25 protein-coding genes are annotated in these 26,341 nt (G+C 60.3%); 9 read left to right on the top strand and 16 right to left on the bottom strand.

What is annotated here, in order from left to right; all coding sequences use genetic code 11:
• Positions 1-4 precede the first annotated feature (4 nt).
• The 4 genes from PH256_RS00615 (at position 5) to rlmD (ending at position 4,069) form a co-directional block, all read left to right on the top strand.
• Entirely contained in the window at positions 5-613 is a 609-nt protein-coding gene (locus PH256_RS00615; protein WP_270912561.1) for a hypothetical protein, read from the top strand.
• A gap of 225 nt (positions 614-838) precedes the next feature.
• Positions 839-1,675 (top strand): AraC family transcriptional regulator, encoded by an 837-nt coding sequence (locus PH256_RS00610; RefSeq protein ID WP_270912560.1) that lies wholly within the window; start codon positions 839-841, stop codon positions 1,673-1,675.
• 21 nt (positions 1,676-1,696) lie between these two features.
• On the top strand, positions 1,697-2,692 hold the full coding sequence (locus PH256_RS00605) for a hypothetical protein (protein ID WP_270912559.1): 996 nt from the start codon (positions 1,697-1,699) through the stop codon (positions 2,690-2,692).
• A gap of 15 nt (positions 2,693-2,707) precedes the next feature.
• Complete coding sequence (gene rlmD, locus PH256_RS00600) at positions 2,708-4,069, top strand: 23S rRNA (uracil(1939)-C(5))-methyltransferase RlmD (RefSeq protein ID WP_270912558.1); 1,362 nt, start codon at positions 2,708-2,710, stop codon at positions 4,067-4,069.
• 78 nt (positions 4,070-4,147) lie between these two features.
• On the opposite strand, the gene PH256_RS00595 is transcribed toward rlmD, so the two are convergent.
• The 3 genes from PH256_RS00595 to prfB all read right to left on the bottom strand — a co-directional run bounded on the left by PH256_RS00595 (position 4,148) and on the right by prfB (position 9,255).
• Complete coding sequence (locus PH256_RS00595; RefSeq protein WP_270912557.1) at positions 4,148-6,700, bottom strand: heavy metal translocating P-type ATPase; 2,553 nt, start codon at positions 6,698-6,700, stop codon at positions 4,148-4,150.
• A gap of 59 nt (positions 6,701-6,759) precedes the next feature.
• Entirely contained in the window at positions 6,760-7,911 is a 1,152-nt protein-coding gene (locus PH256_RS00590) for a helix-turn-helix domain-containing protein (RefSeq protein WP_270912556.1), read from the bottom strand.
• A 222-nt stretch (positions 7,912-8,133) separates the two neighbouring features.
• Entirely contained in the window at positions 8,134-9,255 is a 1,122-nt protein-coding gene (gene prfB / locus PH256_RS00585) for a peptide chain release factor 2 (RefSeq protein ID WP_087184246.1), read from the bottom strand.
• A gap of 186 nt (positions 9,256-9,441) precedes the next feature.
• Between prfB and PH256_RS00580 the strand changes: the two genes are divergently transcribed.
• A complete protein-coding gene (locus PH256_RS00580; RefSeq protein WP_158096403.1) occupies positions 9,442-10,503 on the top strand; it encodes an RING finger protein in 1,062 nt (353 codons plus the stop codon).
• A gap of 166 nt (positions 10,504-10,669) precedes the next feature.
• Here PH256_RS00580 and PH256_RS00575 read toward each other — a convergent pair whose 3' ends face one another.
• A complete protein-coding gene (locus tag PH256_RS00575) occupies positions 10,670-12,364 on the bottom strand; it encodes a carbon starvation CstA family protein (RefSeq protein WP_087184248.1) in 1,695 nt (564 codons plus the stop codon).
• 303 nt (positions 12,365-12,667) lie between these two features.
• Entirely contained in the window at positions 12,668-12,985 is a 318-nt protein-coding gene (locus PH256_RS00570; protein ID WP_270912555.1) for a hypothetical protein, read from the bottom strand.
• Between the two features lie 114 nt (positions 12,986-13,099).
• Here PH256_RS00570 and rpsF point away from each other — a divergent pair, with 114 nt between their 5' ends.
• From rpsF to rpsR, 3 genes are read left to right on the top strand one after another with little or no spacing between them, the layout of a single operon-like run.
• Positions 13,100-13,384 carry a 30S ribosomal protein S6 gene (rpsF, locus tag PH256_RS00565; RefSeq protein WP_270912554.1) on the top strand — a complete coding sequence of 95 codons (285 nt, stop codon included), beginning with the start codon at positions 13,100-13,102 and terminating at the stop codon, positions 13,382-13,384.
• A 14-nt stretch (positions 13,385-13,398) separates the two neighbouring features.
• Entirely contained in the window at positions 13,399-13,866 is a 468-nt protein-coding gene (locus PH256_RS00560) for a single-stranded DNA-binding protein (RefSeq protein ID WP_058966578.1), read from the top strand.
• Positions 13,867-13,898: 32 nt separating this feature from the next.
• Positions 13,899-14,153 (top strand): 30S ribosomal protein S18, encoded by a 255-nt coding sequence (gene rpsR, locus PH256_RS00555; protein WP_187120513.1) that lies wholly within the window; start codon positions 13,899-13,901, stop codon positions 14,151-14,153.
• A 124-nt stretch (positions 14,154-14,277) separates the two neighbouring features.
• On the opposite strand, the gene PH256_RS00550 is transcribed toward rpsR, so the two are convergent.
• From PH256_RS00550 to PH256_RS00540, 3 genes are all read right to left on the bottom strand, one after another.
• Positions 14,278-15,978, bottom strand: coding sequence for a PASTA domain-containing protein (locus tag PH256_RS00550; protein WP_270912553.1), 1,701 nt, complete (start codon positions 15,976-15,978; stop codon positions 14,278-14,280).
• A 267-nt stretch (positions 15,979-16,245) separates the two neighbouring features.
• Positions 16,246-16,983 carry a YebC/PmpR family DNA-binding transcriptional regulator gene (locus PH256_RS00545; protein WP_087184251.1) on the bottom strand — a complete coding sequence of 246 codons (738 nt, stop codon included), beginning with the start codon at positions 16,981-16,983 and terminating at the stop codon, positions 16,246-16,248.
• Positions 16,984-17,101: 118 nt separating this feature from the next.
• Positions 17,102-18,463 carry an RsmB/NOP family class I SAM-dependent RNA methyltransferase gene (locus PH256_RS00540; RefSeq protein ID WP_270912552.1) on the bottom strand — a complete coding sequence of 454 codons (1,362 nt, stop codon included), beginning with the start codon at positions 18,461-18,463 and terminating at the stop codon, positions 17,102-17,104.
• Positions 18,464-18,587: 124 nt separating this feature from the next.
• Between PH256_RS00540 and PH256_RS00535 the strand changes: the two genes are divergently transcribed.
• Complete coding sequence (locus PH256_RS00535) at positions 18,588-18,725, top strand: hypothetical protein (protein ID WP_158097542.1); 138 nt, start codon at positions 18,588-18,590, stop codon at positions 18,723-18,725.
• Positions 18,726-18,902: 177 nt separating this feature from the next.
• On the opposite strand, the gene PH256_RS00530 is transcribed toward PH256_RS00535, so the two are convergent.
• The 8 genes from PH256_RS00530 to yfmF all read right to left on the bottom strand — a co-directional run bounded on the left by PH256_RS00530 (position 18,903) and on the right by yfmF (position 26,333).
• Positions 18,903-19,325, bottom strand: coding sequence for a Mini-ribonuclease 3 (locus PH256_RS00530; RefSeq protein ID WP_270912551.1), 423 nt, complete (start codon positions 19,323-19,325; stop codon positions 18,903-18,905).
• Positions 19,326-19,369: 44 nt separating this feature from the next.
• Positions 19,370-20,638, bottom strand: coding sequence for a GTPase ObgE (gene obgE / locus PH256_RS00525; protein WP_270912719.1), 1,269 nt, complete (start codon positions 20,636-20,638; stop codon positions 19,370-19,372).
• A gap of 316 nt (positions 20,639-20,954) precedes the next feature.
• Positions 20,955-21,206, bottom strand: coding sequence for a 50S ribosomal protein L27 (rpmA, locus tag PH256_RS00520; RefSeq protein WP_058966590.1), 252 nt, complete (start codon positions 21,204-21,206; stop codon positions 20,955-20,957).
• A 20-nt stretch (positions 21,207-21,226) separates the two neighbouring features.
• A complete protein-coding gene (gene rplU / locus PH256_RS00515; protein WP_058966591.1) occupies positions 21,227-21,538 on the bottom strand; it encodes a 50S ribosomal protein L21 in 312 nt (103 codons plus the stop codon).
• Positions 21,539-21,703: 165 nt separating this feature from the next.
• A complete protein-coding gene (gene folD, locus PH256_RS00510) occupies positions 21,704-22,555 on the bottom strand; it encodes a bifunctional methylenetetrahydrofolate dehydrogenase/methenyltetrahydrofolate cyclohydrolase FolD (RefSeq protein ID WP_270912550.1) in 852 nt (283 codons plus the stop codon).
• Positions 22,556-22,595: 40 nt separating this feature from the next.
• Complete coding sequence (gene lgt / locus PH256_RS00505; protein ID WP_270912549.1) at positions 22,596-23,792, bottom strand: prolipoprotein diacylglyceryl transferase; 1,197 nt, start codon at positions 23,790-23,792, stop codon at positions 22,596-22,598.
• Positions 23,789-25,063 (bottom strand): EF-P 5-aminopentanol modification-associated protein YfmH, encoded by a 1,275-nt coding sequence (gene yfmH / locus PH256_RS00500; RefSeq protein WP_270912548.1) that lies wholly within the window; start codon positions 25,061-25,063, stop codon positions 23,789-23,791. Before yfmH ends, lgt begins: the two co-directional genes overlap by 4 nt.
• Positions 25,053-26,333 carry an EF-P 5-aminopentanol modification-associated protein YfmF gene (yfmF, locus tag PH256_RS00495; RefSeq protein WP_270912547.1) on the bottom strand — a complete coding sequence of 427 codons (1,281 nt, stop codon included), beginning with the start codon at positions 26,331-26,333 and terminating at the stop codon, positions 25,053-25,055. Before yfmF ends, yfmH begins: the two co-directional genes overlap by 11 nt.
• Between the last annotated feature and the right edge of the window lie 8 nt (positions 26,334-26,341).

Here is a 26,341-nt window from a genome sequence, read left to right as displayed (position 1 = left end):
CATCATGAAAAAGCTTGCCATTGCACTGCTCACCCTGACCCTGGTCTTCAACCTCTGCGCCTGCGGCCAGAGCAGCAGCTCCGCTGCGTCCGCCTCTTCCGCTGCTTCCACCAGCGCCGCTTCCAGCGAAGCTGCCAGTGAGGCCACCAGTGAGGCCGCTTCCAGCGCGGCTTCCGCCAGCGAGACTGCAGTTTCCGCCGACGCTGCCGCCACCGCCAGCGCCACCACCGGCCTGTACACCAATCTGGACCAGGCCGCTCTGCTGGAAGCCATCGGCCAGTTCAAGGGCCTGTGCAATGTGTCCACCGTGAACGCGGACGGCACCCCCAACATTGCCATCTTCGTGCCCGGCGTGGCCGATGACAGCCACATCTTCTTCAACTGGGCCGACAACGCCACCAAGGCCAACGTGCTGCGGGAGAAAACCGCCATTATGAGCTACGACATCGCCGACCCCACCGCCGAGGAGAAGGCCGGCCGCCACTCCGGCGCCGTGGTCAAGCTGGAGCTGGAGGAGGACGCCGACGTGCTGGCTCAGCTGCAGGAGTCCAACGAATCCGTGAGTGAGGCCAGCGTGGTTCTCAAGATCGTTGAGGTCCTGCCGGTGGGCTGATTTCCCCCTGCTTTTTGCACCAATTTTGCATGCCGCACCCCTGTTTTTCGGGGGTGCGGCATTTTTTATGGACTTTTGTTGAATTTTCTGTTATACTGGGTATCAATGCGGAAGCCCGCCGGAAAAGCCCTTGTTTCAGCTCCGGCCCACAGGCCGCGCCCTTCACCGCGTGTCCCCCCTGGCTGCCGCTTTTTCTTTTTGATACCTTGCGGAGGTGCCTTCTTTATGGCGGAAACCTACAAACAATCCTTTAAACAGCATTACACAGACAATGTAGAGCTGTCCATCTTCAACTGCGGGCTGCAGTCCTGTGCGCCGTCCCATGCCTGGGGCCCCGGCGTGCGGGACCATTACCTGATTCATCTGGTGGTGAGCGGTCACGGCCAGTATACCATGAACGGCCGAAGCTTTGCTCTGGGCCCCGGAGATCTGTTTCTGGTCAAGCCCAATCAGCTGGTGAGCTACTGCGCCGATGCCAACGATCCCTGGGAATACTACTGGGTAGGCTTCAACGGCGCGTTTGCCAACAAGCTGGTGCAGCAGACCCCCTTCACCGATCAGTCCCCGGTGTATCACTGCGGGGAGTCGGAATCCCTGAAGCAGGCGCTGCGCTCCATTTACGATTGCCGTGGCCCGGAATCCCACCACGAAGCTGCCATGGTAGGCCATTTGTACCTGTTTTTGTCCTGCCTGATGAAGCAGGCCCATGAATTCGACCCTCGGGTGAGCAACACCAGCTCCCAGTATGTACATGGAGCCATCAAGTACATCCAGTTCAACTATTCCCACGACATCAGCATCGACGACATTGCCAAAGCGGTGGGCGTGAGCCGCAGCCACCTGTATCGGGTATTTATGAGCAATGTGGGCCAGAGCCCCATCGATTACTTAACCAACTACCGCATCGGCGAGGCCTGCAATCTTCTGCGGGATTCCAAGCTTTCCATCGCCGAGATCGCCGTTTCCGTGGGCTTTTTTGACCAGTTCTATTTCTCCCGGGTCTTTAAAAAGACCAAGGGCGTACCGCCCAGCCGCTATCTGAGCAGCATCGAAAAGCCTTGACCTCTTCCAGGAGACCTGCCAATGAAACGAATCGCGCTTATTCTTGCCAAGCTGTTTGCCGTCTGCGCCGCTCTGGGGCTGTGCATCGTGCTGTATCTGTTCAGCGTGGGATACTTTGACCCCCAGCCCACCATCGGTTACCTGCACTCGCCCAAGGAACTGCCCTATGTGGACCTGGACGCACTGGAGGACCGCTTTGCGGAAAACGGAGTCCGCTTTCTTTTGGGGGACGAATCCGCCGACTATGAGCCCGCTGCCCGGGAATTGATTGACCAGGGCGCACAGGTACTGATCGTGAGCGAGGATGAGGACATTCTGGACCCGGCGCTTCTGCGCCTTGCCCGCCGCCACAGCGTGCCGCTGGTGGTGGTCGGCCGCAGCCCTCAGCTGCAGGAGATGGAGGATTACGACAAGCTGTGGTATGTGGGCAGCAATCCCGCACTGGGCGGCGAGCTGCTGGGCGAAGAGATGGCCATGGGCTTCCGCAGCGGTGCCATTGCGGACGCAAACGGCGATCTGCTGCTGCAGTACAGCCTTTATCTGAGTGACATCGGCCCCTATCACCAGGCACTGAGCTACTATGCCCTGCAGGAGTGCGAGCATTACGGGGTATATTCCAACCTTCTGGAATATCTGGATGAGAACGACGATCCTCTGCCCTTCACCGCCGAAGCGCTGGCGGGGCAGCAAAAGCCGGAATTGCTTTTGTGCACCACCTCCGGGGATGCCCGGTTCCTGTATGACCTGGCCGGGCAGCTGGGCTGGCTGGAAGGCGACGCGCCGGTACGCATTGCCGCCGTAGCTGAAAATTCCAAACTGGCTCAGGCCCTGGTGGACGACGGCATTGCCATGGCTGCTACGTATTATGACATTGACCAGATTACTCAGGTGGCAGGGCAGCTGGCGCTGAATGCGCTGGACAGCCAGTTCGCAGGCCAGGGCCTGGAGCTGCAGCCCGACGAGACCGGCCGCTTCTTCATTCCCTTCGGCCTGGTCACCACCCTTGAAACCGAATAAAAAAGGAGCGTTTTTGTGCCCATTCACAAGAATTCCATCATTCCATTAACCATCGAGAGCCTTTCCAGCGACGGCAGCGGCGTGGCCCATTACGAGGGCAAGGCGGTATTTGTGCCCGCCACCGCTCCCGGTGATGTGCTGAACGCCCGCATCGTGAAGGACATGGGCCGCTATTCCTTCGCCATCGTGGAGGAGATGCTTCAGCCCTCTCCCGCCCACATCGAGCCGGATTGCCCGGTGTGCAAGCCCTGCGGCGGCTGCTGCTTCCGCCATCTGAACTACGAGACCGAGGCCCGGGCAAAGCAAAGCTTTGTGGAGGATGCCTTCCGGCGCATCGGCGGGCTGGATACCCCGGTGCTGCCCATTCTTCCCTCTCCGCTGGAGGAACGGTACCGCAACAAGGTCCAGTTCCCGGTTGGTCTGGACGCGGCAGGCCACGTGATCGCGGGCTTTTACGCGGGCCGCACCCACCGCATTGTCCCCTGCGCCGACTGTAAATTACAGCCTGCGGAGCTGAACCAGATCGCCGCATTTGTATGCGAGTTCATGGAAACACACAGCATTGCCCCCTATCAGGAGGAAAAGCACACTGGCCTTGTGCGCCACATTTTTTTGCGCAAGGGCTGGCACAGCGGCGAGATCCTGGTCTGCCTGGTGGTCAACGGCCGCAAGCTGCCCCATGCCCAGGAGCTGTGCGCGGCGCTGACCGAGCGTTTTCCTGCCATCCGCAGCATCGTGCTGAATGTGAACCGTCAGAAAACCAACGTGATCACCGGTCTGGAGAATATTTCCCTGTACGGCCCCGGTTACATCGAAGATACCATGTGCGGTGTGCCCGTGCGGCTGGGACCGCTCTCCTTCTATCAGGTGAACACCCCCGCCGCCGAACAGCTGTACGGTGTGGCCCGGCAGTTCGCCCAGCTGGAGCCCGGCGACACCCTGCTGGATCTTTACTGCGGCATGGGTACCATCGGGCTTTCCATGGCGGCGGACTGCAAGGAGCTGATTGGTGTGGAGATCATCCCCGAGGCGGTGGAGAGCGCCAAGCTCAATGCGGCCGCCATGGGTGTGGAAAACGCCCGCTTCTTCTGCGCGGACGCAGGCAAAGCCGCCGCAAAGCTGGCGGACGAGGGCTTGCGTCCGGATGTGGTCTGCCTGGACCCGCCTCGCAAGGGCTGCGACGAGGCGACCCTGAACGCGGTGATCGCCATGGGCCCCCGTCGCATTGTAATGGTGAGCTGCAACCCGGCCACCGCTGCCCGGGACTGCCGGTATCTGGCCGACCGGGGCTATCGCCCGCTGCGGGCCCAGCCCGCAGACCTGTTCCCTCGCACGAAACATTGTGAGTGCGTGATCGAGCTGGTCCGGGGAAACTGATTTTTCAATCGTAATACGAAACAAAAAGGCACGCAGCCGGGTAACGGGCTGCGTGCCTTTTTCTGTCTGTTGTGCGGCTTATTCGATGCCGGTCACTTCGTAGCCTGTCTCAGTCACGGCGGCGGCCAGGGTCTCGTTGGGCACATCGGCACTCAGGGTCACCCGGGCGCACTTGCCTTCCAGGTCGGCCACGGCCTGAACGCCCTCGATGGCATTCAGGGCCTTTTCCACGTGGGCGGTGCAGTGGTGGCACATCATGCCCTCAATGTGAATCGTCTTTTCCATGTGTAAAACTCCTTTCGGCGGCTGTGCCGCGGGAATATGAGGGGTTGCCTCCTCACTGGGCAGGGCGGCGGATTCCGCCCGGCTTGCTTTGAAGAAGTTGAGCCGCAGCGCGTTGGATACCACACACACGCTGGAAAGGCTCATGGCGGCGGCCCCGATCATGGGGTTCAGCACCAGACCAAGGCTGTAGAACACACCGGCCGCCACCGGAATGCCGATGCTGTTGTAGAAGAAGGCCCAGAACAGGTTCTCCCGAATGGTACGAATGGTAGCCCGGGACAGCCGCAGCGCGTTCACCAGGTCCCACAGGTCGCTCTTCATCAGCACCACGTCAGCGCTGTCGATGGCCACGTCGGTGCCCGCACCAATAGCGATGCCCACATCTGCACGGGCAAGGGCCGGGGCGTCGTTCACACCGTCGCCCACCATGGCCACCCGACGGCCCTGGGACTGCAACGCCCGCACCTGGGCTTCCTTGTCCTGGGGCAGCACCTCGGCCACCACCTGCTCAATGCCCAGGCGGCTCTGGATGGCCGCGGCCGTGCGGGCATTGTCGCCGGTGAGCATAACCACGCTCAGGCCCATGGCCTTCAACTGACGGATGGCCGCCGCGCTGGTGGGCTTGATGGGGTCTGCCGCCGCCACGATGCCCAGCAGCCGTTTGCCGCTGGCAAAGAACAGCGGGGTCTTTCCCTGCCGGGCCAGCTCCTCGGCCTTCTTTTCCGCATCGCCCATCTCCACGCCGGACTCCTGCATCAGCCGGGCATTGCCCGCCAGATATTCCACGCCGCCCAGGGTAGCCTGCAGACCCCGGCCGGGCAGCGCCTCAAACCGCTCCGGACTGGGCAGCTCAGCCCCCTCCGCCGCACTCAAAATCGCCTCGGCCAGCGGGTGCTCGCTGGGCTTTTCCAGGCTGGCGGCCAGACCCAGCAGCTCGCCCTCCCGCTGGCCCGCCAGCGGGATCAGATCGGTGAGCACAGGCTTGCCTGCGGTGATGGTGCCGGTCTTGTCCAGTACCACAGTATCGATCTTGTGGGCGTTTTCCAGCGCCTCGGCATTCTTATAAAGGATGTTCAGCCGGGCACCCTTTCCGGTGCCTACCATGATGGCCACCGGGGTGGCCAGGCCCAGCGCACAGGGGCAGCTGATGACCAGCACCGAAATGGCCCGTGCCAGCGCAAACTCCAGTCCCTGGCCCAGCAGCATCCAGACCACAAAGGCCAGCAAAGCGATGCCCATGACCACCGGCACAAAAACGCCGCTGACCCGGTCGGCCAGCTTGGCAATGGGAGCCTTGGTGGCGGCGGCATCCTGCACCAGGGCAATGATCTGGGCAAGGGTGGTATCCTCGCCCACCTTTTGAGCCTGGAAGGTAAAGCTGCCCGCCTTGTTCAGCGAAGCGGCGATGACCTTGTCGCCGGGGCCTTTCTCCACCGGGATGCTCTCGCCGGTGACGGCAGCCTCATCCACACTGGACAGGCCGGTCAGCACCACGCCATCCACCGGGATGCGCATGCCGGGTTTGATGACCACGGTATCGCCCACAGCCACCTCAGCCGCGGGGATTTCCACTTCCTGTCCCTGCCGCAGCACCAGCGCGGTCTTGGGGGCAAGGTCCATCAACGCCCGGATGGAAGCACTGGTGCGCCCCTTGGCCCGCGCCTCCAGATATTTGCCCAGGGTGATCAGGGTGAGAATCGTTCCGGCAGACTCAAAATACAGGTCCATCCGGTAGCGGTCCACCAGAGCCAGGTCTCCGATGCCCAGGCCCCAGCCGATGCGGTACAGAGCGAACACGCCATAGATCACCGCCGCGCCGCTGCCCAGGGCAATCAGGCTGTCCATATTGGGCGAGCGGTGCCACAGGCTTTTCAGACCCACCTGATAAAATTTTCGGTTTAAATAAAGGATGGGCAGCACCAGCAGCAGCTGGGTCAGCGCAAAGGGCACCGCACCTGCCTGCCCGTGCATCCAGGCAGGCAGCGGCAGGCCCATCATGTGGCCCATGGACACGTACATCAGCGGTACTAAAAATACCAGTGAAGCAATGAGCCGGTGCTTCATTCCGGCCAGTTCGGCGGCCACCGGGTCTTCTTCCCCGATCTGCTGCCCGGCCGCCTTTGCAGCCGCCGGGGCATTTGCCGGGCTTGCGCCGTAGCCTGCCTGCTCCACCGCCTTGCAGATGCCCGCGGCATCCAGCGCGGTCTCGTCGTACTCCACCTGCATGGAATTGGCCAGCAGGTTCACCTGGGCGCTTTTCACGCCGGGCAGCTTGTTCACCGCCCGCTCCACTGCTGCAGAGCAGGCCGCGCAGCTCATGCCGGTCACGTTATACTTTTCCTTCACAGATCTTCCCCCCACTTCTTGAATGGATTCCGGTTCTATTATAGCGCCTTCTTCGCTTCTTACACAATGGAGGTGCAGTTTGAATCACGCTCTGTTTTTTCAACTCTGATTCCAGTTGTGCAGGAGTTTTCCTCCGCGCGGGCGGTCTGTACCGCCTGCTCCAACCGTTCTACCGCTCGCCGCCAGTCCGGTTGTTCGGTAAGCTGGGCGGGCAGGTTCGCTTCGGTGAGCATCTGCAGCGCATTCTGCATCAAAAAGGCCCTGCTGGCTCCTCCGCTGCAGGCCGGGCAGCTGCCGCTGCAGTCCCCCTCAGGGTACCGGATGCTGTCGGCCACAAACCGCTCGGTCTCCCGCTGGGCCTCTTCCCACCGGCCAAGGCCTGCATACAGCTCTATCCGGCGCAGCGAAGCCACCCGTCCGATGCCCTGCCCGCCCTCCGGGTCCGGGAATTGCTCGATCAGCCGGTCGATCCGGTCCAGCAGCTCCAACTGCTTTTGTTCGTCGCCCCGCTGTTTGGCAATGTTGGCAAGCCCCAGCAGACTAAGCTGGGCATTGTGCAGATGAACGGAAAGGTTCGCGGTCTCCAGCTGTTCGGCCTCGTCCAGCTTGCCCTGCCGCAGCAGGATGGAAGCCCGCATATTCTGAGCATCCTGATTGCAGCCGGGCAGCCGGTCCAGCGTGGCCATGGCGTCATCCAGCCGGTCCTCCAGCACATACAATCCTGCCAGTGACAGCAGCGCCGCCCGCTGGTTTTCTTCGTCTGTAAGTGCGCAGGCCCGCTCCATCAGCTGAATGGCCCTGCGCAGCTGCTTGTGGGCCTGCTCCTCCTGGCCGCTCACCGCCAGATATTTGGCATACAGCCCGCCGCAGCGAAACGCCAGATACAGATCGCCGGGATATTCCCGCAGCCGCCCCTCGCAGAAATCCCAGGCCTTCTGCCATTTGCCCGCCTGGAACATGCACTCGGCGGTCTCGCCCAGTGCATCCACCTCCTGCTCGGTAAGCTGAGGCTTGAAGTCCAGCAGCTCGTCCGGCGTGCAGTCCAGCGCACGGGCCAGAGGGCAGAGCAGCGCCACATCCGGCAGGGCGCTGGCGGTCTCCCATTTGCTCACCGCCGCGCTGCTCACCCCCACCAGCTGTGCCAGCTGCTCCTGGGTCATGCCCTTGGCGCGTCGTTTTGCCTGAATCACCTTTCCCATGTTCTGTTCCATTTTCTTCGCCCCTTTCCCGGCTTTGGCCGCTCATCGATTGTCGTTTGTTCTGATTTTATGCTACCACGGTTTCCGCTTCGGCACAATGGAGCCATTTTCCGAACAACAGTTGAAAAACAGGAGTAAAATTCCATATTTCATTGAAAAATCCGTGCAGAAAAGGCACAGGGCAAATCCCCTGTGCCTTTTGTCGATTGGTATGGATGCCGGTGGGTGGGACGATTATACGTCCTGCAGCTCGCCCCGGCTGGCAGCCTTCAGATAGGCATTGATGAAGCCGTCCAGATCGCCGTCCATCACAGCCTGCACGTTGCCGCTCTCGTAACCGGTGCGGTGGTCCTTAACCATGGTGTAGGGCATGAACACGTAGCTGCGGATCTGGTGGCCCCAGGCAATCTCCTTCTGAACGCCCTTGATGTCGCTGATCTTATCCAGGTGCTCCTGCTCCTTGATCTGATACAGCTTGGAAGCCAGCATCTTCATGGCGGTGTCGCGGTTCTGGAACTGGCTGCGTTCGGTCTGGCAGCTCACCACGATGCCGGTGGGCTTATGAATCAGACGAACCGCAGAAGAGGTCTTGTTGATGTGCTGACCGCCGGCGCCGGAGGAACGGAACACCTGCATCTCAATATCCTCGGGGCGGATGTCCACCTGGATGCTGTCGTCCATCTCAGGCATGACCTCCAGAGAGGCAAAGCTGGTCTGGCGGCGGCTCTGGCTGTCGAAGGGAGACACACGCACCAGACGGTGCACGCCGTTCTCGCTCTTCAGCATACCGTAGGCGTTGGGGCCCTCCACCAGGATGGAAGCACTCTTCAGACCGGCCTCGTCGCCGTCCTGATAGTCCAGAGTGGAAACCTTGTAGCCGTGGGCCACACCCCAGCGGTTGTACATACGGAACAGCATATCGGCCCAGTCCTGAGCCTCGGTGCCGCCGGTGCCCGCATGGAAAGTGAGGATGGCGTTGTTTTTATCGTACTCACCGCTGAGCAGGGTGATCATCTGCAGCTCGTCCACCGCATGGGCCACCGCCTCCACGGCGCTCTCGGCCTCGGGAATCAGATCCGGGTCGTTCTCTTCCTCGCACAGCAGCAGCATGGTCTCGGCATCGTCGTACAGGCTCTTCAGCTTGGTGTAGCGCTCCAGTTTGCCCTTCAGCGAGCTCATCTCGGCAAACACCTTCTGGCTGGCCTCGGCGTCATCGTAAAAGCCGGGCATGGTCATCTTGTGCTCCAGCTCGGCCACCCGCTTCTCGCTGGCGGCGATGGCCAGGGCATCGCCCAGCTCGTCCACCGCATTCTTGTGGCCGCCCATCTGCATTTTCAATTCGTCGATCGTGATCATATGGGAAAACCTTTCTGTTATAGAATATACATTAATACAAACTTATACAGCTATCAGCATACCAAAAAATTTTATCAAAAGCAAGGGGGAAGCCACTTCCCCGCGGGATTTTTGTTTTGCAATTTCCGGCGTTTTGCGTTAAAATGTGTTTACATGTATTTTTCCCCACCTGGGAGGTTTATTTATATGTCTAATTACATCGGCTGCAAGTGCCCTGTGTGCCAGCAGCCCTTCACCGAAACCGACGATATTGTGGTCTGCCCCGAATGCGGCGCGCCTTACCACCGGGCCTGCTACCAGAAGCAGGGCGGCTGCGTGTATGCGTCCAAGCACGGCACCGGCTTTGAATGGAAACCCGACCCCGCCGCCAGCCAGGCAGCAGAAGCGGGCCGGGCGGATTCCGCCCGCTATTCCGACCCGCAGCTGGCCTGCCCGGTATGTGGTGCGCCCAACCCGGCCACCGGCCTGTTCTGCGAAAACTGTGGTGCGCCGCTGCGCGGAACACCGGACCGGCGCGGTCCGGCCGCTGGTCAGACTCCCCCGCCGCCCTACGGCGGCTTTGGTGGGCAGATTCCGCCTCAGTATGGCCCCGGCTCCGGCCAGCAGGACCCCTTCGCCCCCAATGAGCCGGATTACTCCAATCCCTTCGGCGCCTTTCAGGCCAACTTTGTTCCCGGCGGCCTGCGGGTGGACCCGGAGGAGGAGCTGGAGGGCGTGAAGGCCCGCCATTGGGCAGCTTATCTGGGCAAAAACGCCGCCTACTATCTAACCAACTTCAAATCCATGCAGGCCACCGGCCGCAAGGTGTCGGCCTCCTTTGCTGCCTTCTTCTTCGGCCCCTTCTATTTCTTCTACCGCAAGATGTGGACTGAGGGTCTGGTGCTACTGGCCATCAATGCGGTGCTGCGCATTCCCGTCGTACTGCAGCTCATGGCTTATGCGGGCCATCCCATGGCGGCCGCCATTCCCGAACAGCCTTTGAACATCCTGCTTGCGATATCCAGCACGCTGAACATCGTGCTCATGTTCCTGCAGGGAATGTTCGCTCTCTGGCTTTACCGCCGTCGTGGTGCGGCAAACATCCGCCGTATTCTGGAAACTTCCCAGAACGCAGACCCCACCGCCGCTCTGACCAAGGCCGGCGGTGTGAGCGTGGCGGGTGCTGTAATCAGTGTGGTCGCCTGCACCGCACTCATCTATGCCGTTTCCATGTTTGCACTGTGGCCGGTATTGACCACCATGCTGTAAGCACATAAAAAGCAAATCGATCCCCGGCGGCTGTATCCAACCGCCGGGGATCTTATTATTACTTTATATAGAGCGGAAAAGCGCCCGCCCCGGAGAACATCCAGGCCGGGCGCTTTGTCCTTGCTTTTGGGGTTGTTTATCCTTCCATCCGGATCAAAGACCGGAATCAGGCAGCAGTGGTCTCGCTGTTTTTGCGGGCGGCCGCATAGGCGCGCAGCGAGTTGATCACAATGGTCAGGCCCAGCGCGATGAGCAACACCGCCAGAATCAGCTGCAGGCCCTCCACCAGGAAGGTGGCGCTGCCTGCCTGGTAAGCTTTGACCAGGGCGATCAGGCGCTGCACCAGAGCGGTGAAGGTGACGCAGAGCATGATGACCAGCGGCGGGAACAGCATCTTGTTGCTGCGGCCGGTAACCTTCAGGAACACACACAGAGTGACCAGCACCAGTGCACTGAGCAGCTGGTTGGCGGAGCCAAACAGAGGCCAGATGTTGGAATAGCCGATGCGGGTGAGCACAAAACCACCTGCCAGAGTGATGATGGTGGCAAAGTAGGTGTTGCACAGCAGCTTGCGCCAGCCCTCGGCCTTGCTCATATCATCCAGGCTGAACAGCTCCTGGAAGCTCATGCGGCCGATACGGGCAACCGCGTCCAGACTGGTCAGTGCCAGAGCGGATACGCACATGGTCATGAAGCACTGGGCCACATACACGGGTACGCCGAACATCTGGAAGAAGCCGGCCACACCGTTGCTGAACACCTGGAAAGGCGTACCGGCTGCGGGAGTACCGTCCGCCGCCGCGGCTGCACCGGCCACGCACAGAGCCAGCACGGCCAGCAGGCTTTCCAGCACCATGGCGCCGTAGCCCACCTTGAGCATATCCTTTTCGTTGCTCACGGTCTTGGAGGAAGTGCCGGAGGACACCAGGCTGTGGAAACCGGACACCGCGCCGCAAGCCACGGTAACGAACAGGATGGGGAACAGGGTTCCCAGGCTTTCATTGTTAAAGCCGGTGTAAACCGGCAGGTTCATGGTAGGATGCGCCACCAGCAGGCCCAGCACCGCACCGACGATCATGCCGATGAACATAAAGGTGGTCATGTAGTCGCGGGGCTGTTTCAGCAGCCACATGGGCAGCACAGCCGCAAAGAAAATGTAAATGAAGGTGATGTAGACCCAGGCTTCCTTGCCCGCGATCAGAGGCATGGCCATACCCAGAGCCAGAGCAGCCACGGTGCAAACCAGACCCACAGCGCCTTCCTTCCAACCGGTGAAGGCGAACTTTTTCTGCAGCAGGCCGAAAACCATGGCAAACACGATGAACAACAAGCTGATGGTACCGGCCGCGCCATTTACCTGAGCCGCTTCGGCCAGAACACCGGGCTCTGTATAGGCGTTGAAGGTACCGGCCACCATATCCGCAAAGGCGGCGATGACCAGCAGAGTGAACAGCCAGCAGAACAAAAGGAACAGCTTGCGGCCCAACTTGCCGATGTATTTCTCGATCAAAAGGCCCATGGAGCGGCCCTCATTCTTCACACTGGCATACAGTGCACCGAAGTCGGTGACTGCACCGAAGAAGATACCGCCCAGCAGAATCCACAGCAATACGGGCAGCCAGCCAAAGGCCGCTGCCTGGATGGCACCGGTAACCGGGCCGGCGCCTGCAATGGAGGAAAATTGGTGGCTGAACACGGTCCAGCCGTCGGTGGGCACATAGTCTTTGCCGTCCTTGTGGCGTACGGCGGGCGTCTCGGCCTTGGGATCAATGCCCCAGGTCTTGGCCAGCCAGCGGCCGTAAAGAGCGTAGGCGCACACCAGGCACACCGCAGCGATCAGCACGATGACAAGCGTATTCATGATTCGTTTTCTCCCCTTCTATGAAGTGTCTGCCCACGGCACGTCCGCCCGCATTCGCACGTTGTCGTGGTAGTGATTTTTAAGTTTATCCAGTTAAAGCAAGAATGTCAACGGGGTCTGCCATTTTTTGGAGAAACGCCGTGAGTTTTACTCCTGCGGCGCAGACTCATTGTCCAAATTGACAATGGATTTTGTCTGTATTTTCAACATGTCTGGTTTGCATTTCTGCAAAGAGCGGGAGCCGGAGAAAATTCCCCCGGCTCCCGCTCTTGTGTCTTTTTATATTTCAAGGCAGTGTAAAAACTATTGCTCCAGAAACTTTTTCAGCCCGTTTCCCACCAGCCAGCTGCCCGGCACGAGCAGCAGCGGTACCCCCAAAAGGGAAATCAAAAACAGCACATTCTCCCATGCGATTGCCTGCCCGCTGCAAACAAGACCAATCAAGGCCCAGTAAAGCTTCCAGAGCAGCAGAAAACTTGCCGCATAAAGCAGCACCATCAGCTTTCGTTCATTTACCCTCATGTGCAGCAGCCTCCCTTTTCTTTTGGTCAATTTTATTGTATCATAGAAATCAGATTCATTGTATCGGCGCAGGGCGTAAAAAAGCTGATATTTTTTCAAAAAACAGCTTGACACTGACGTTCTGTGTTTGATATAATGAATTGCTGCCTTGCGAAGGCAGTGATCCTTGCCCGGTTTTTGCCGGGCCATAAGTCCAAAAGGAGGTGCACAGAAATGGCAAAGTATGAGACCATGCTGGTTACCAGCGCTGCTCTCGATGAGGAGGCTTCCACCGCTCTGGTTGGCAAGTTCAAGAGCCTGATCGAGGCCAATGGTGCCATCGATTCTGTTGACGATTGGGGCAAGCGCCGTCTGGCTTATCCCATCAACGACGAGGAAGAAGGCGTCTACACCGTGATTAAGTTCACCAGCGAGCCCTCTTTCCCCGCCGAGCTGGATCGCGTTTACAAGATCACCGACGGCGTACTGCGTACGATGATCGTGGCCGAGGCTGAATAAGGAGGCATTTTTCAATGCTGAATGTTGTAGCTTTGATGGGCCGGCTCGTGGCTGACCCTGAACTGCGCCACACCCCCCAGGGCGTTAGCGTAACCACCTTTACCATCGCCGTAGACCGCAGCTTTGTGCGGCAGGGCGAGCAGCGTCAGGCCGATTTCATCGACATCGTTGCCTGGCGTTCCACCGCCGAGTTCGTTTGCAAGTATTTCCAGAAGGGCTCTCTGATCGCCGTTGACGGCAGCATTCAGACCCGGAGCTATCAGGATAAGAACGGCAACAACCGCAAGGCGTTTGAGATCGTTGCAAACAACGTGAACTTCGCCGGCGGCAAGGGCGGTAGCGGAAACGGTAATGGCGGTGCTTACAGCAGCGCCCGCCCGGAATACACTCGCGAGGCTCCCATGGAGGCAGCCCCCACTTACTCCGCCGGCAGCAATGATGATTTTGCTGTGATCGACGAAGGCGAGGATCTTCCGTTCTAACATGAATCGATTCTAACAGGAGGTAACAAGCCATGGCTTTTGAGAGAACCGAAGGCCGTCCCCAGCGCCCCATGCGCCGCGGCCGTAAGAAGGTTTGCAGCTTTTGCGTAGACCGTGTTGAGCACATCGATTACAAGGATGTTGCTCGCCTGCGCAAGTACGTCAGCGAGCGTGCGAAGATCATTCCCCGCCGCGTGACCGGTACCTGCGCGTTCCATCAGCGCGAGCTGACTGTCGCTATCAAGCGCGCCCGTCACGTTGCTCTGATGCCCTACGTGAGCGACTAATCGTTGCACCGATCCCCTGCCCTTTCGGGCGGGGGATTTTTTTATTCCTATTCACGACAAAAAGCCACCAGCAAAGCGTTCCACGGGAGACACACTTTGCTGGTGGTGGCTTTTACTTTTTATCTTATCCTGCAGGAACCGTGCTGGGAGAAGGTTCCGGACTTGGCGAAGGGCTGGGGCTGGGCGTAGGTGCAGGAGTAGGCTCCGGCGTGGGGTCCGGCACCTGCGGGATATCCCGCTCCTTGGCAATATAAACGTTCACCGTGGTCGTACCCGCATCGATCTCCGTTCCCGCCTCCGGGTCCGTGTAAACTACACAACCGCTGGCATATTCGCCGTTGTTGTCGATCATCGAGAAGCTGGCCTTGATGTGCGCGCGCTCCAGCTCCTGCTGGGCCGCCTCCTGGGTAAAGCCCTTGATATCCGGGACTTCCACAAGCTCCGGCCCCATGCTCACCACCACGCTGATCAGCGGGCGGTCTTCACTGGTTTCTGTGCCTGCCTGAGGCGACTGCTCCAGAATGATTCCGGCTTCGTACTCCGAACTGTATTCCTGAGCCACCGCAATAAAGCGGAACGCGGCGGTGTATTCCAGATTGCTCTGTACGTCCTCATAGGAAAGGCCCACCACATTGGGCACCGTGAGTACCTGCGGCGTGCTCTGGCTGGTCGAGGAAGCCGGCGCACTGCTGGAAGCCGGGGCAGGGGCATCCCGGCCCAGAATGCTCCACATCAGAAGTGCAAACAGCACTGCAATCACCAGCAGCGAACCGGTAAACAGCGTGCGGGTACTAATGCTGATATGCTGTTCCCGGGCAGGAGCGCGCTCCGGCTGGCGCTGCGGCGGGGTGATGCTGTCCGCCGCACGCTGGCTGGTGAGCGCGCCCATCAGCTCCGGCACATTCTGGATCCGGCTGCCCGGGTCCATGCGCATAGCCGCGGAAAGCACAACGGAGATATAACCGGGAACCTCCGGCTCCAGCGCGCGGGCGGGCTGCAAACTGTCGGTCACACGACGCTGATTGGCCGGAACCGGTGCCTGGCCGGTAAGCAGCCGATAGAAGACCGCTGCAAGGCCGTATACGTCGGTATAGCGGCCCTCAAACTCGGCCGCGGAATATTGCTCGGGAGCAGAGTAACCGTCATACAGCTGACTTTTCAGTTCGCTGCCTGCGGTGCGCAGACCGAGGGTAGCATAGCCACACAGACGGGCCTGGGTACCGCCGGGGCTCAGGATAATGTTATCCGGGCAAACACCCCGATGGACCAGCCCTGCCTTGTGCATGGTCGCCACACCCTCCATGATGGGTTGCAGCAGAATACGCGCCTGGGCCGGGTCCAGATTCTGGGTGTGTTCCGACAGATAGCGGCTCAGGCTTTCGCCTTCCACCTGCTCCAGCACTGCATAGACGGTGTTATTCTCCTCCACCACATCCAGCACGGCGGCAAGACCGGTGGCCGGTGTGATGCGCTGGATGCTGCGATACAGGTCCGCAAAGTCCATGCGGGTGGTTTTGAACAGCACTTCCCTGCCCTCTTTAGGCATCACAAGGCCGCTTTCATCCCGGCCCACACTTAATGTCACCGGATAGTATTCCTTCACGCTCACCCGCACGCCGCCGGTGTTTTCCACCGCTTCGTACAGAACGCCTTCACCATCGGTAGCCTGATGGCGGCCGATGGTGTACCGGCCTGCCAGCAGCGAGGCAAAGGGCAGGGTGCCCGGAGGATTCATATTGTTCAGCTCTTTGCCGCAGAAGGGGCAATCCGGCCGGCCCAGGTCCACCTTGGAAAGGCAGTATGGGCAGAGAATGGTTTGACCCATGGGTCAGAGGCCTCCTTTATTTCATAAAACGCCCTGGCCGCAAAGACAGCAGGGCTGATAAATTGCACAAACTTTCCCTATTTTATTTGTATGGGTTCATTATAGCATGGCCCCCGGCAAAAAGCAAACCGGCACGGCAGCTCTGTCCTTTCAGTCTGGCCCGGACATACGGCAGTTAATCGTTTCGCCAGGGTATAAAAAGTCCCGGCTTTCTCTGCAAAAGCCGGGACTTTGGTTGCAGGTATGAATCGAAGGGCCAGGGCCGGATCAGCGATCCAGGTCCTCTTCGTTCTCCAGGTTGTGCCACACGTTCTGCACGTCGTCGTCGTCCTCCAGAGCGTCCAGCAGCTTGGCCATCAGCTTCTGGTTGTCCTCGTCGGTGATGGCAGAGGTGGTGGAGGGCACCATTTCCACTTCAGCGGAGATGAAGGTGTAGCCCTTGTCCTCCAGAGCCTGACGTACAGCGGAGAAGGAATCGGGATCGGTGGTCACTTCCACCACGTCATCGCCCATGTCGAAGTCCTCGGCGCCGGCGTCGAAGCAATCCTCCATGACCTTCTCCTCGTCCAGGCCCTCGCCGTCCAGTACGATTACGCCCTTCTGGGTGAACAGGAAGCCCACGCAGCCCATGTTGCCCAGGTTGCCGCCGAACTTATCAAAGTAATGGCGCAGGTTGGCAGCGGTACGGTTGCGGTTGTCGGTCAGGGTCTCCACCATCATGGCGATGCCGCAGGGGCCGTAGCCTTCGTAGGTGATGGATTCGTAATTGTCCTTCTCGCCGCCCTCAGCGCGCTTGATGATGCGCTGGATGTTATCGTTGGGCACGTTCAGGCTCTTGGCCTTGGCAATCAGGTCACGCAGCTTGCCGTTGCTAGCGGGGTCCGCGCCGCCCATGCGCACGGCAACGCCGATCTCGCGGCCAACCTTGGTGAACAGCTTGGCCTTCTGGCCGTCGGTCTTTTCCTTCTTGCGTTTGATGTTATTCCATTTGCTATGTCCAGACATGGAAACTTCCTCCTATTTTATGCCGGGCCGCAAGCCGGGCCCGAACGATGTGCGGTAACTAAATAATTTTAGCACAAAAAGCCCTCTTCTGGCAAGTGCCCGTGGCTGTCCGAGCCCATTATTTCAGGTTTCGCAGGGCTTTTGGATAGTGGTTTTTCACCTTTCCCCCACTCACCTTGCCTGCCCCCAGAGAAAAGCCATCCACCAGCACGCAGCACCAACCGTTTTCCGCGGTGCGAGCCTCAATCTCCTCTCCCCGCAGCCAGGCGGCGGTGCGCTCGTCGTCCAGAGTCAACCGCTCCTGATTGGTACATGTATGGCCAAAGGCGGTAAACAGATGGTGAGCAGGAACAAACCGGTTCTTCTGCACAGTTCCCGCCGCCACGCCGCAGCGCATTACCCGCAGCTTGTGGGGCGGCAGCGGCGTCTCGGGCGGCAGGAGCAGCAGCTCGCCCGCCTTGAGCAGCGGCCGGTCCGCCAATTCCGGAAAATATTTCCCGGCAAACTCCAGCCATTCCTTGCAGGGCTTGGCGGGCTTTTCCGGCTTGAAGGGCCGGGCGCCTTCCCCCTCGGATGCCTTTACCAGCTTTGCCATGAAATGCCCCTCACCGCCCTGGAAGGGCCAGATGCGCCGCACCAGGCTCACATCAAAGGGATGCTCGCCGCAGCGGTTGGCCTCGCCGGGGCTGCCAAAGGACGCGCCGGTATCCACCAGGGTAAACTCCGGATGACGGGCAAGAAAATCCCCGATCTGACCCTCGTCTTCTTCCGGCGCGAAAGTGCAGGTGGAGTACACCAGCACCCCGCCGGGAGCCAGCAGGGCGGCAGCGTTGTCCAGGATCTCCCGGCCAATGGCGGCGCACTGGCGCACCAGGCCCTCGTTGTGCTGGGCCAACGCCTGGGGCTCCTTACGGAACATGCCCTCACCGGAGCAGGGTGCGTCCACCAGAATACGGTCAAAAAATGCGGGGAAAGCCTTGACCAGAGCAGTTGTATCGCTGTTCAGCACAACCGCATTGGCTACACCCATCCGCTCCAGGTTGGAGCGCAGGATCTCGGCCCGGCCTGCGTTGTACTCGTTGCTCACCAGCAGGCCCTGGCCCTGCAGGGCCGCCGCCAGCTGACTGCTCTTGCCGCCGGGCGCAGCGCACATGTCCAGCACCTTCATGCCGGGGTGTACATCCAGCAGCGCCGCCGGAGCGCTGGCTGAGGGCTCCTGGGAATAGAAGGCCCCACCGTGGTGATAGGGATGACGGCCGGGCTTGAATTCCGGCTCCTCCACTGCGAAGCCCTCGGCACAGAAGGGTGAGGGCCGCAGCGCCAGCTTCGCCAGATGAACAAACTCCTCCGGCGTACAGCGCAGCCGGTTCACCGTCACGCCCCGGGCCGCCTCCTCGCTGGGAGCCGCATAGTATTCCGCGTAGCGCTCGCCCAGAAGGGCCCGCTCCCGCTCTTCAAAATATTTTGCCTGCAATGCCATACCACCTTTGTATAATGGGTCTTGTTTGGGGTTACACTAGGAGCGAAGAGGCACGGCGGACAAGATTACACGCCGGGCAAACGCCCCCGCCCCCTCTTCGGATTCGGAAAGGAGATCACAAACCATGGAAAACCGTAACGCAAAAAACTACACCAGCCGCAGCGCCAAGAACAGCGCTAAGAACGAGAGCACCAATGCTACCAGCAGCACTTCCAAGAACAGCAAGAGCACTGGCGCTTCCAACATGAAGACCGGCAAGTAACACCGGCTTTCCTCTCGCCGGGCACACACCGGCAAATACGCCCTTAAGCAAACACAGAGCGTGAAAAGGCTGAGACCCTCGGAACCAATGTTTCCTGTTCCGCCGGTCTCAGCCTTTGTTTGCGTTTTCCGGCAATGCTCTGCCGCATTTTGCAGCAGGACAGCCTTGAAAAACCGTTTATTCCGGCTTTTCCACTGCCAGCGGGTCGTAGCCCTCCCACAGTGCGTCGAACAGCTCCTGGATGCGCTGATTCTGGCCGGTAAGATACAGCCAGCCGAACAGTGCCTCAAAGCCGGTGGACGCCCGGTATTCCTGGGGGGTGGCGTGCTTGGCCACGGTAGCCTTGCTGGCATTCTTGCCCCGGCGCAGCACCGCCTGCTCCGCTTCGGTGAGCTGGTCCTCAATGGCGGCCAGCGCCCGGTTCTGCCCCTTGGCAGATACATACTTCACACAGGCTGCATGCAGCTTGCCGGGCACCAGGCGGGTGCGCTCCACCAGCCGCTGGCGCACCAGCAGCTCGAACACACCGTCGCCCACGAAGGCCAAATTCAGGGGGGACTGCTCCCGGATATCAATCTCGGGGTTTGCTTCAAACAACATGGTTTTGCCTCATTTCATGCCGCGCCGGGCGCGGCTTGGGTGCCTTAGAAGATATAGTCGAACTGGTATTCGCCGATCTTGATGGTGTCCTCTTCCTCTACGCCCTGGGCCACCAGATCCCGCAGAATGCCGCTCTCGTCCAGCTGACGCTGGAAGTACTGCAGGCTCTCGTAGTCGTCCACGTCGCTGCCCGCCAGGATGCGCTCCAGCCAGGGGGCGGTGATGGTGAACTCGTGGTCGGCGGTCTTCTCGATGGTGTAGGTGCGCTCGTTGGGGTTGACAGCATAGGGCACGAAGTCCGGCTCGAATACCTGCACCGGGGGCAGCTGCTGCAGCCGGTCCCACACAATGCCGGGCAGGTTCTTCAGGCCCTGGTTGGTGGCGGCGGAGATGGGCATGAAGGTCAGGCCTTTGCCCTCCACATAGGACTTAAAGCTCTCGATCTGCTCCTCGGTGGCGATGTCGCACTTGTTGCCCAGCACGATCTGGGGCCGGGTGGCCAGCTCGGGGCTGAAGCTCTGCAGCTCGGTGTTGATCTTCTCGAAGTCCTCCACCGGATCACGGCCCTCACAGCCGGAAACATCCACCACATGCAGAAGCAGGCGGCAGCGCTCCACGTGGCGCAGGAAGTCATGGCCCAGGCCGATGCCCTCGCTGGCGCCCTCGATCAGGCCGGGGATGTCGGCGGCCACAAAGCTCTGCTCGGGGCCCACCTTGACCACGCCCAGCACCGGGCTCAGGGTGGTGAAATGATAGTTGGCGATCTTGGGCTTGGCCGCACTGATCACGCTGATCAGGGTGGACTTACCCACGTTGGGGAAGCCGATCAGGCCCACGTCGGCAATCAGCTTCAGCTCCAGACGTACCTCGTACTCCTCACCGGGCAGGCCGGGCTTGGCGAACTTGGGAATCTGACGAGTGGGGCTGGCGAAATGGGTGTTGCCCCAACCGCCCTTGCCGCCCTTGGCCACGATCACCGGCTCATCGCCGGAGATATCGGCCATCAGCAGACCGCTGGCGGCGTCGCGGATGAGGGTGCCGCGGGGCACCTTGATGACCAGGTCCGGGGCATTTTTGCCGGTGCAGCGCGAGCCGCTGCCGTTTTCGCCGGGCTGGGCGGCATACTTGCGCTTATAGCGAAAATCCATCAGGGTGGACAGGTTGTCGTCGGCCACGAAGACCACGTTGCCGCCACGGCCGCCGTCGCCGCCGTCCGGGCCGCCGGCCGCCACGAACTTTTCCCGATGGAAGCTCACAGCACCGTCGCCGCCTTTGCCTGCTTTGATGGTGATCTTCGCCACGTCTACAAACATCGACATTGTTTTTCTCCTTTTCTGATAATGGGAAATGGGGATGGAGCGGGCGGCATCTTTGCTGCACTGCCCTGCCGAGGGCAACACCGCATAATTCACGCCTCGCGGCTCAGGCGGCGTATCACGCCAAAATTTTCCGTGCTATTTTCCAAAAATGCTCGCCAATCCACCAAGGATTGGCTGTGCTTTTTGGTTCGTATCACAAAAAATTTTCTGGCGCGCTCCACCACCAGGAATTATGCGGTATTACCCTAACAGTATGCCCCGTTACAACAAAAAGCCAGGCCCAATCAACAGGCCTGGCTTTTGAAAGATCTTACTGCTTAACGCTGACCTTCTTGCGGTCACGGCCCACGCGCTCGAAGCTTACGCGGCCGTCCACCAGAGCGAACAGGGTATCGTCGCTGCCGCGGCCCACGTTCTCACCGGGATGGATGTGGGTACCACGCTGACGAACCAGGATGTTGCCGGCCAGAACGAACTGACCGTCGGCGCGCTTAACGCCCAGACGCTTGGACTCAGAGTCACGACCGTTCTTAGTAGAACCTACGCCTTTCTTATGTGCCATAGTAGTTTACACCTCCGTTATTAGCCCTTGATGGCAGTGATCTCGACCTTAGTGTAGGGCTGACGGTGGCCCATGCGGCGGGCGCTGCCCTTCTTAGGACGATAAGTGATGATGTTCAGCTTCTTGCCCTTGCCGTTCTTCACGACCTTGGCCTCGACGCTGGCGCCCTCAACAACGGGAGTGCCCACCTTAACGGAGCCCTCGTTGCCGACAGCCAGAACGGAGTCGAAGTTCACATTGGTGCCCTCAGCAACGTCCATCTTCTCAACGAAGATCACGTCGCCTTCCTGTACCCGGTACTGCTTGCCACCGGTAACAATGATAGCGTACATAGTGTTTTGCCTCTCTTATATAAGTCTCGCTGGACTAGTGGGCGGGTGATGTTGCACACCTCTTGGGTGCCCGAACCATGCGGCTATACTACTATACCACAACTTTTTCGGGATTGCAAGCCCTTTTTTGGCCTTGCAAAGCCATTTTTTTAGATTCTATCCGTTTTACCGGCCAGTCTGCCGCCGGGCGGCCTGAATGGTGTTCACCAGCAGCATGGCCCGGGTCATCAGGCCTACGCCGCCGGGCACCGGGGTGATGAAGGATGCCTTGGCTTCGGCGGCGGCAAAATCCACATCGCCGCACAGCTTGCCGTTCTCGTCCCGGTTGATGCCCACGTCAATGACCACCGCACCGGGTTTCACCATATCGCCGGTAACGAACTTGGGTTTACCAATGGCCGCCACCAGAATGTCGGCTCCGGCGCACACAGCGGCCAGATCCTCGGTTTTGGAGTGGCATATGGTGACAGTGGCGTTCTCCCGCAGCAGCAGCATCGCCGCAGGCTTACCCACAATGTTGCTGCGGCCCAGCACCACCGCCTGCTTGCCCGCGATGGGCACGCCGGTGCTTTTCAGCATCTCGATGCAGCCCGCGGGGGTGCAGGGCAAAAAGCACTCTTCGCCAATCATCATCCGGCCCACATTTACCGGAGAAAAGCCGTCCACATCCTTTTCGGGAGGAATGGCGGCGATCACTGCCTGCTCGTCGATCTGGGCGGGCAGAGGCAGCTGCACCAGAATGCCGTGGACACTTTTGTCCGCCGCCAGTTTCTCCAGCTGTTCCAGAAGCTGGGCCTGTGTCGTGTCGGCGGGAAGGCGAAGCATTCGACTCTCGATGCCGCACTCGCGGCAGTCCGACTCCTTGCCCCGCACATAGACGGCGCTGGCCGGGTCATCGCCCACCAGAACCACCGCCAGGCAAGGGGTCACTCCCCCGGCCTTCAATTCCTCCACCTGACCGCTCACCCGCTGTTTGATGCGGGCGGCCAGCTCCTTGCCGCTGATGATCTGCGCCATGGTTTCCTCCTCATTGCACGGGCGGTGCGCCCGGTTGTTTTTATTTTTCATCCAGCCCCTGGGTAAGCGAGCTGTTGGTGGCGGCCCGTTCCTCCGGGTCCACCGGCAGCTGGGCGAAGCGGGCGTTTTCCTGCCGCACGCTCTCCTGCATTTCAGCATCCATCTCCGCCTGCTCCAGCTTCTGGCGGATCAGTGCCTCCCAATCAAATTCCTGCTGCTGTTTCTGGGCTGCCACAAACTCCTTGTGGGGCGCGCTGGCGGGCAGCTTCTGCCGCATCTCCTCCAGACTCACGGTCTGGCCCAGAGCTTCCAGCTTATCGGCCCAGTCGGCCTTGGCCGCCTGGAACTTCTTCTCGGCGGCAACGCTCAAGGGCAGATCCACCATCAGCTCTTTTTTGCCGATTTTACGGCGGATGATCACAATGGCAGCCACTGCAGCCACCACGCTGATCAGGGCGATCAGCTGGCTGACCCGCAGGGTCATGCCGGGCAGCATCAAACTGTCGGTGCGCAGGCCTTCAATCCAGAAACGGCCCGCGCCGTACCAGGCGGCATACATCAGAGCAATCTCGCCGTTGAAGCGGCGCTTTTTCATGTAGGCCCACAGGGCGAAGAAGCCCACCGCACACCAGATGCTTTCGTACAAAAAGGTGGGATGCACCGGCATGCTGGGGTCCACGATCACGCCGTCCTGGGCCAGAACCGTCTGCCAGCTGCTCAGATAGCTGGCCGTGGCCTGGCTGTACATGCCCCAGGGCAGGCTGGTGTTGCTGCCAAAGGCTTCCTGGTTCACAAAGTTTCCCCAGCGGCCGATGGACTGACCGATCAAAAAGCCCATGGCCACCAGATCAAAGGTGGGCAGAATGGGCAGCTTGCGCCATTTGCAGGCAAGGCCGCCAAATACCGCCGCACCAATCACGCCGCCGTAGATGGCAAGGCCGCCCTGGCGGATGTCAATCATGTCGGCAAAGCTTTCATAGGGCACCGGCGAAAAGATCACGTAATAGGCGCGGGCGCAGATCACCGCGCACACGCTGCCCACCAGCACCACGTCCACCAGGCGGTCGGCGTCAATGCCGAAATCCACCGCATAGCGGAAGGCAAACACCAGTGCCAGCAGAAAGCCGGTGGCAATGAGCACACCGTACCAGTAAACATCCAGGCCGCCAATGGTAAAGGCCACCCGGTTGATGTTGAATTCCAGCCCCAGACCGGGGAATTGCACCAGATTCGTCATGCGTTCTCCTCCTGCTTGGGCCAGATGATCACGGTGGAGGACCGTTCCGGACGCAGCATGGTCTGCAGCGCCTCGTCCACCTCCTGGCGGGTCACGCTGGCCAGCGCCTCGATCTCCTCGGTCAGGCTGCGCTTGCGGAAGAAGCTGCCCGCCAGTGCGGTGGCACTGTCCTCAATGTTTTCCAGATCCTGCAGCATCTCGCCGTAGGACTGGTTCTTGCACAGGGTGAACAATTCCTCGTTCACGCCCTCCTTGCGCAGCCGCTCGATCTCATCCAGCAGCAGACCGCGAACCTTTTCCGGCTGGTCAGTCTCGCCGGTGAACAGGAAACAGCAGCAGCCGTCCAGCACAAGGAACTCACCGCCGAAGCCCGGGTTTACCAGGCCCTGGTCGTACAGACTGCGGTAGAAATCGGTCATGCCGCCGCACACCAGCTCGGTGATCATGTCGCAGATGATCTCGGCCTTGGCGCCCTCCACCGGAGTCTCCTTGAAGCCCACGCCCAGGCAGGGCTTGGCCAGCTGCATGGAGAACTCCATCCGCTCTTTTGCAACGGTTTCCGGCTCCTGGGGCTGGATGCGCTTGACCTGTGCGGGCTTTGCAGGCAGCTTGGCCCGCTTGCAGGCCGCCAGCACCTGATCGGTAGTGATATTGCCCGCCACCGCCAGCACCATGTTGCCAGGATTGTAGAAGCCCTTGCAGCAATCATACAGCATCTCCGGGGTGATCTGCGCAATGCTCTCCACGGTACCGGCGATATCGTTGCGAATGGGATGATTGTGATACAGGCAGCCGAACAGACCGGTCATAATCCGCCAGTCCGGGCTGTCGTCGTACATCTTGATCTCCTGGCCGATGATTCCCTGCTCCTTCTGGATGGTCTCCTTCGTGAAGTAGGGCTCGTTCACCATGCTCAGCAGAATGTCCAAACTCTCATCCACCTGCTGGGTGGCAGTGAACAGGTAGCAGGTCTTGTCAAAGCCGGTGTAGGCGTTGGCCGACGCACCGGTCTTGGCAAACTTGGCGAAGGCGTCGCCGTCCTCGCTTTCGAACATTTTATGCTCCAGGAAATGGGCCACGCCCGCGGGCAGGCTTACCCGTCGGCCGTCCACCTCAAATTCCAGGTCAATGGAGCCGAAGCGGGTACCGTAGATGGCGTGGACGCCGCTGTAGCCGGGCATGGGCCGCACCAGTACAGTCAGGCCGTTTTCCAGCGTCATGGCCTCACAGGCCACGGCGGCGCGCACCGCCTGCATGGGTTCATTCTGCATGGCTGGGCTCCTCCTTTTTGGTCACAAGATAGCCGACCGAGTACCAGAACCCGGCCAGGATGCTGCGCACATCTTCGGCGGTCACCTGCTTCAGCTGATCGGCCGCCTGCTCGGGGGTATTGATTGCGCCGCCCCGCAGAATCTCGTTGTAATACCAGTTTTCCAGACCGGCCAGGCTGTCGCCCACGCTGGTCAGGCCGGACAAAAGGCCACGGCGGCTGTTTTCCAGCTCTTCCTCGGTGATGGGGCCGTTCACCAGATTCTCCAGCTCCTTCAGGATGGCCTGCTCGGCCTTTTCGGCGTTGGCAGGCTCCACCCCGCTGTCCACCATCATAAAAGCGGTGGGCGAAGCGAACCGGCTGGCGCAGTAATAGCAAAGGCTCTGCTTTTCCCGCACATTCAGGAACAAACGGCTGGTGGTAGAGCCGCCGAACACGCTCATGGCCAGCCGGAAGGCGTTCAGCTGCTCCGGCTTTGCGCACTGGTTCCAGGTAAACAGCATGCACAGCTTGGCCTGCACCAGGTCCATCTCCTCCCGGAAATGCTCAGTGGGCTGGGCAGGCATGTACAGATAGTTCTCCAATTCGGCAGGCTCGCGCTGGATGCCCGCCAGCTTTTCCAGGGTTATGCGGCGCACCACAGCCTCGTCCGCACCCAGGCAGATCACATCCAGCTGGGCAGTGCGCAGCATCTCCTGATAAGCAGCGGTCAGGCTCTCGCAGGTAACGGCAGGCAGATCGGCCAGATAGCCGTCCCGCTCGATGCCCGCAGGGGAATCGCCGAAGAATTTGCGCCGGGCCTGCCGTACGCAGTACAGGCGCTTGTCGTTGATCTCGCTCTCCAGCTGGCGGGCCAAAGTGGTCTTTTCGATCTCCACCGCTTCGCGGCTGAAGCAGCCATTCTCAAAATAGGGCTCAAAGGCCACACCGAAGGCGATGGCCGCGTATTCCGCGGTCAGTGCTTCGCCGTTCAGGGCAAACCGGTCCTTGATGCCGGTGATGGACACGCTGAGCACCCGGCTGGCGCCCTGCATACTGGTCTCCACCGAAAGGGCCGCGCCGTACAGACGGGCCAGCTTGCGGGAGAGCTGGGTCATATCCGGGCAGGCGGCATAGCCCCGGTCCATCACCAGGGGGAGCAGGGCCTGATCGGTGGCCTTTTCCCGGCTGGCGGGGAACCGGAAATGCAGCGAGATCCGGCAGCGGTTGAATTTATCCGCCGGGATGCAGTTCAGATGCACCCCAGGCGCAAGGCATTCGCGTTGTAACATCGGTACTC

It is taken from the genome of Allofournierella sp. CML151 (assembly GCF_027853465.1).
Classification (GTDB): Bacteria; Bacillota; Clostridia; order Oscillospirales; family Ruminococcaceae; genus Allofournierella.
Note: the sequence above shows the minus strand (reverse complement) of the source record. Positions and strands in the feature narration are given on the sequence as shown.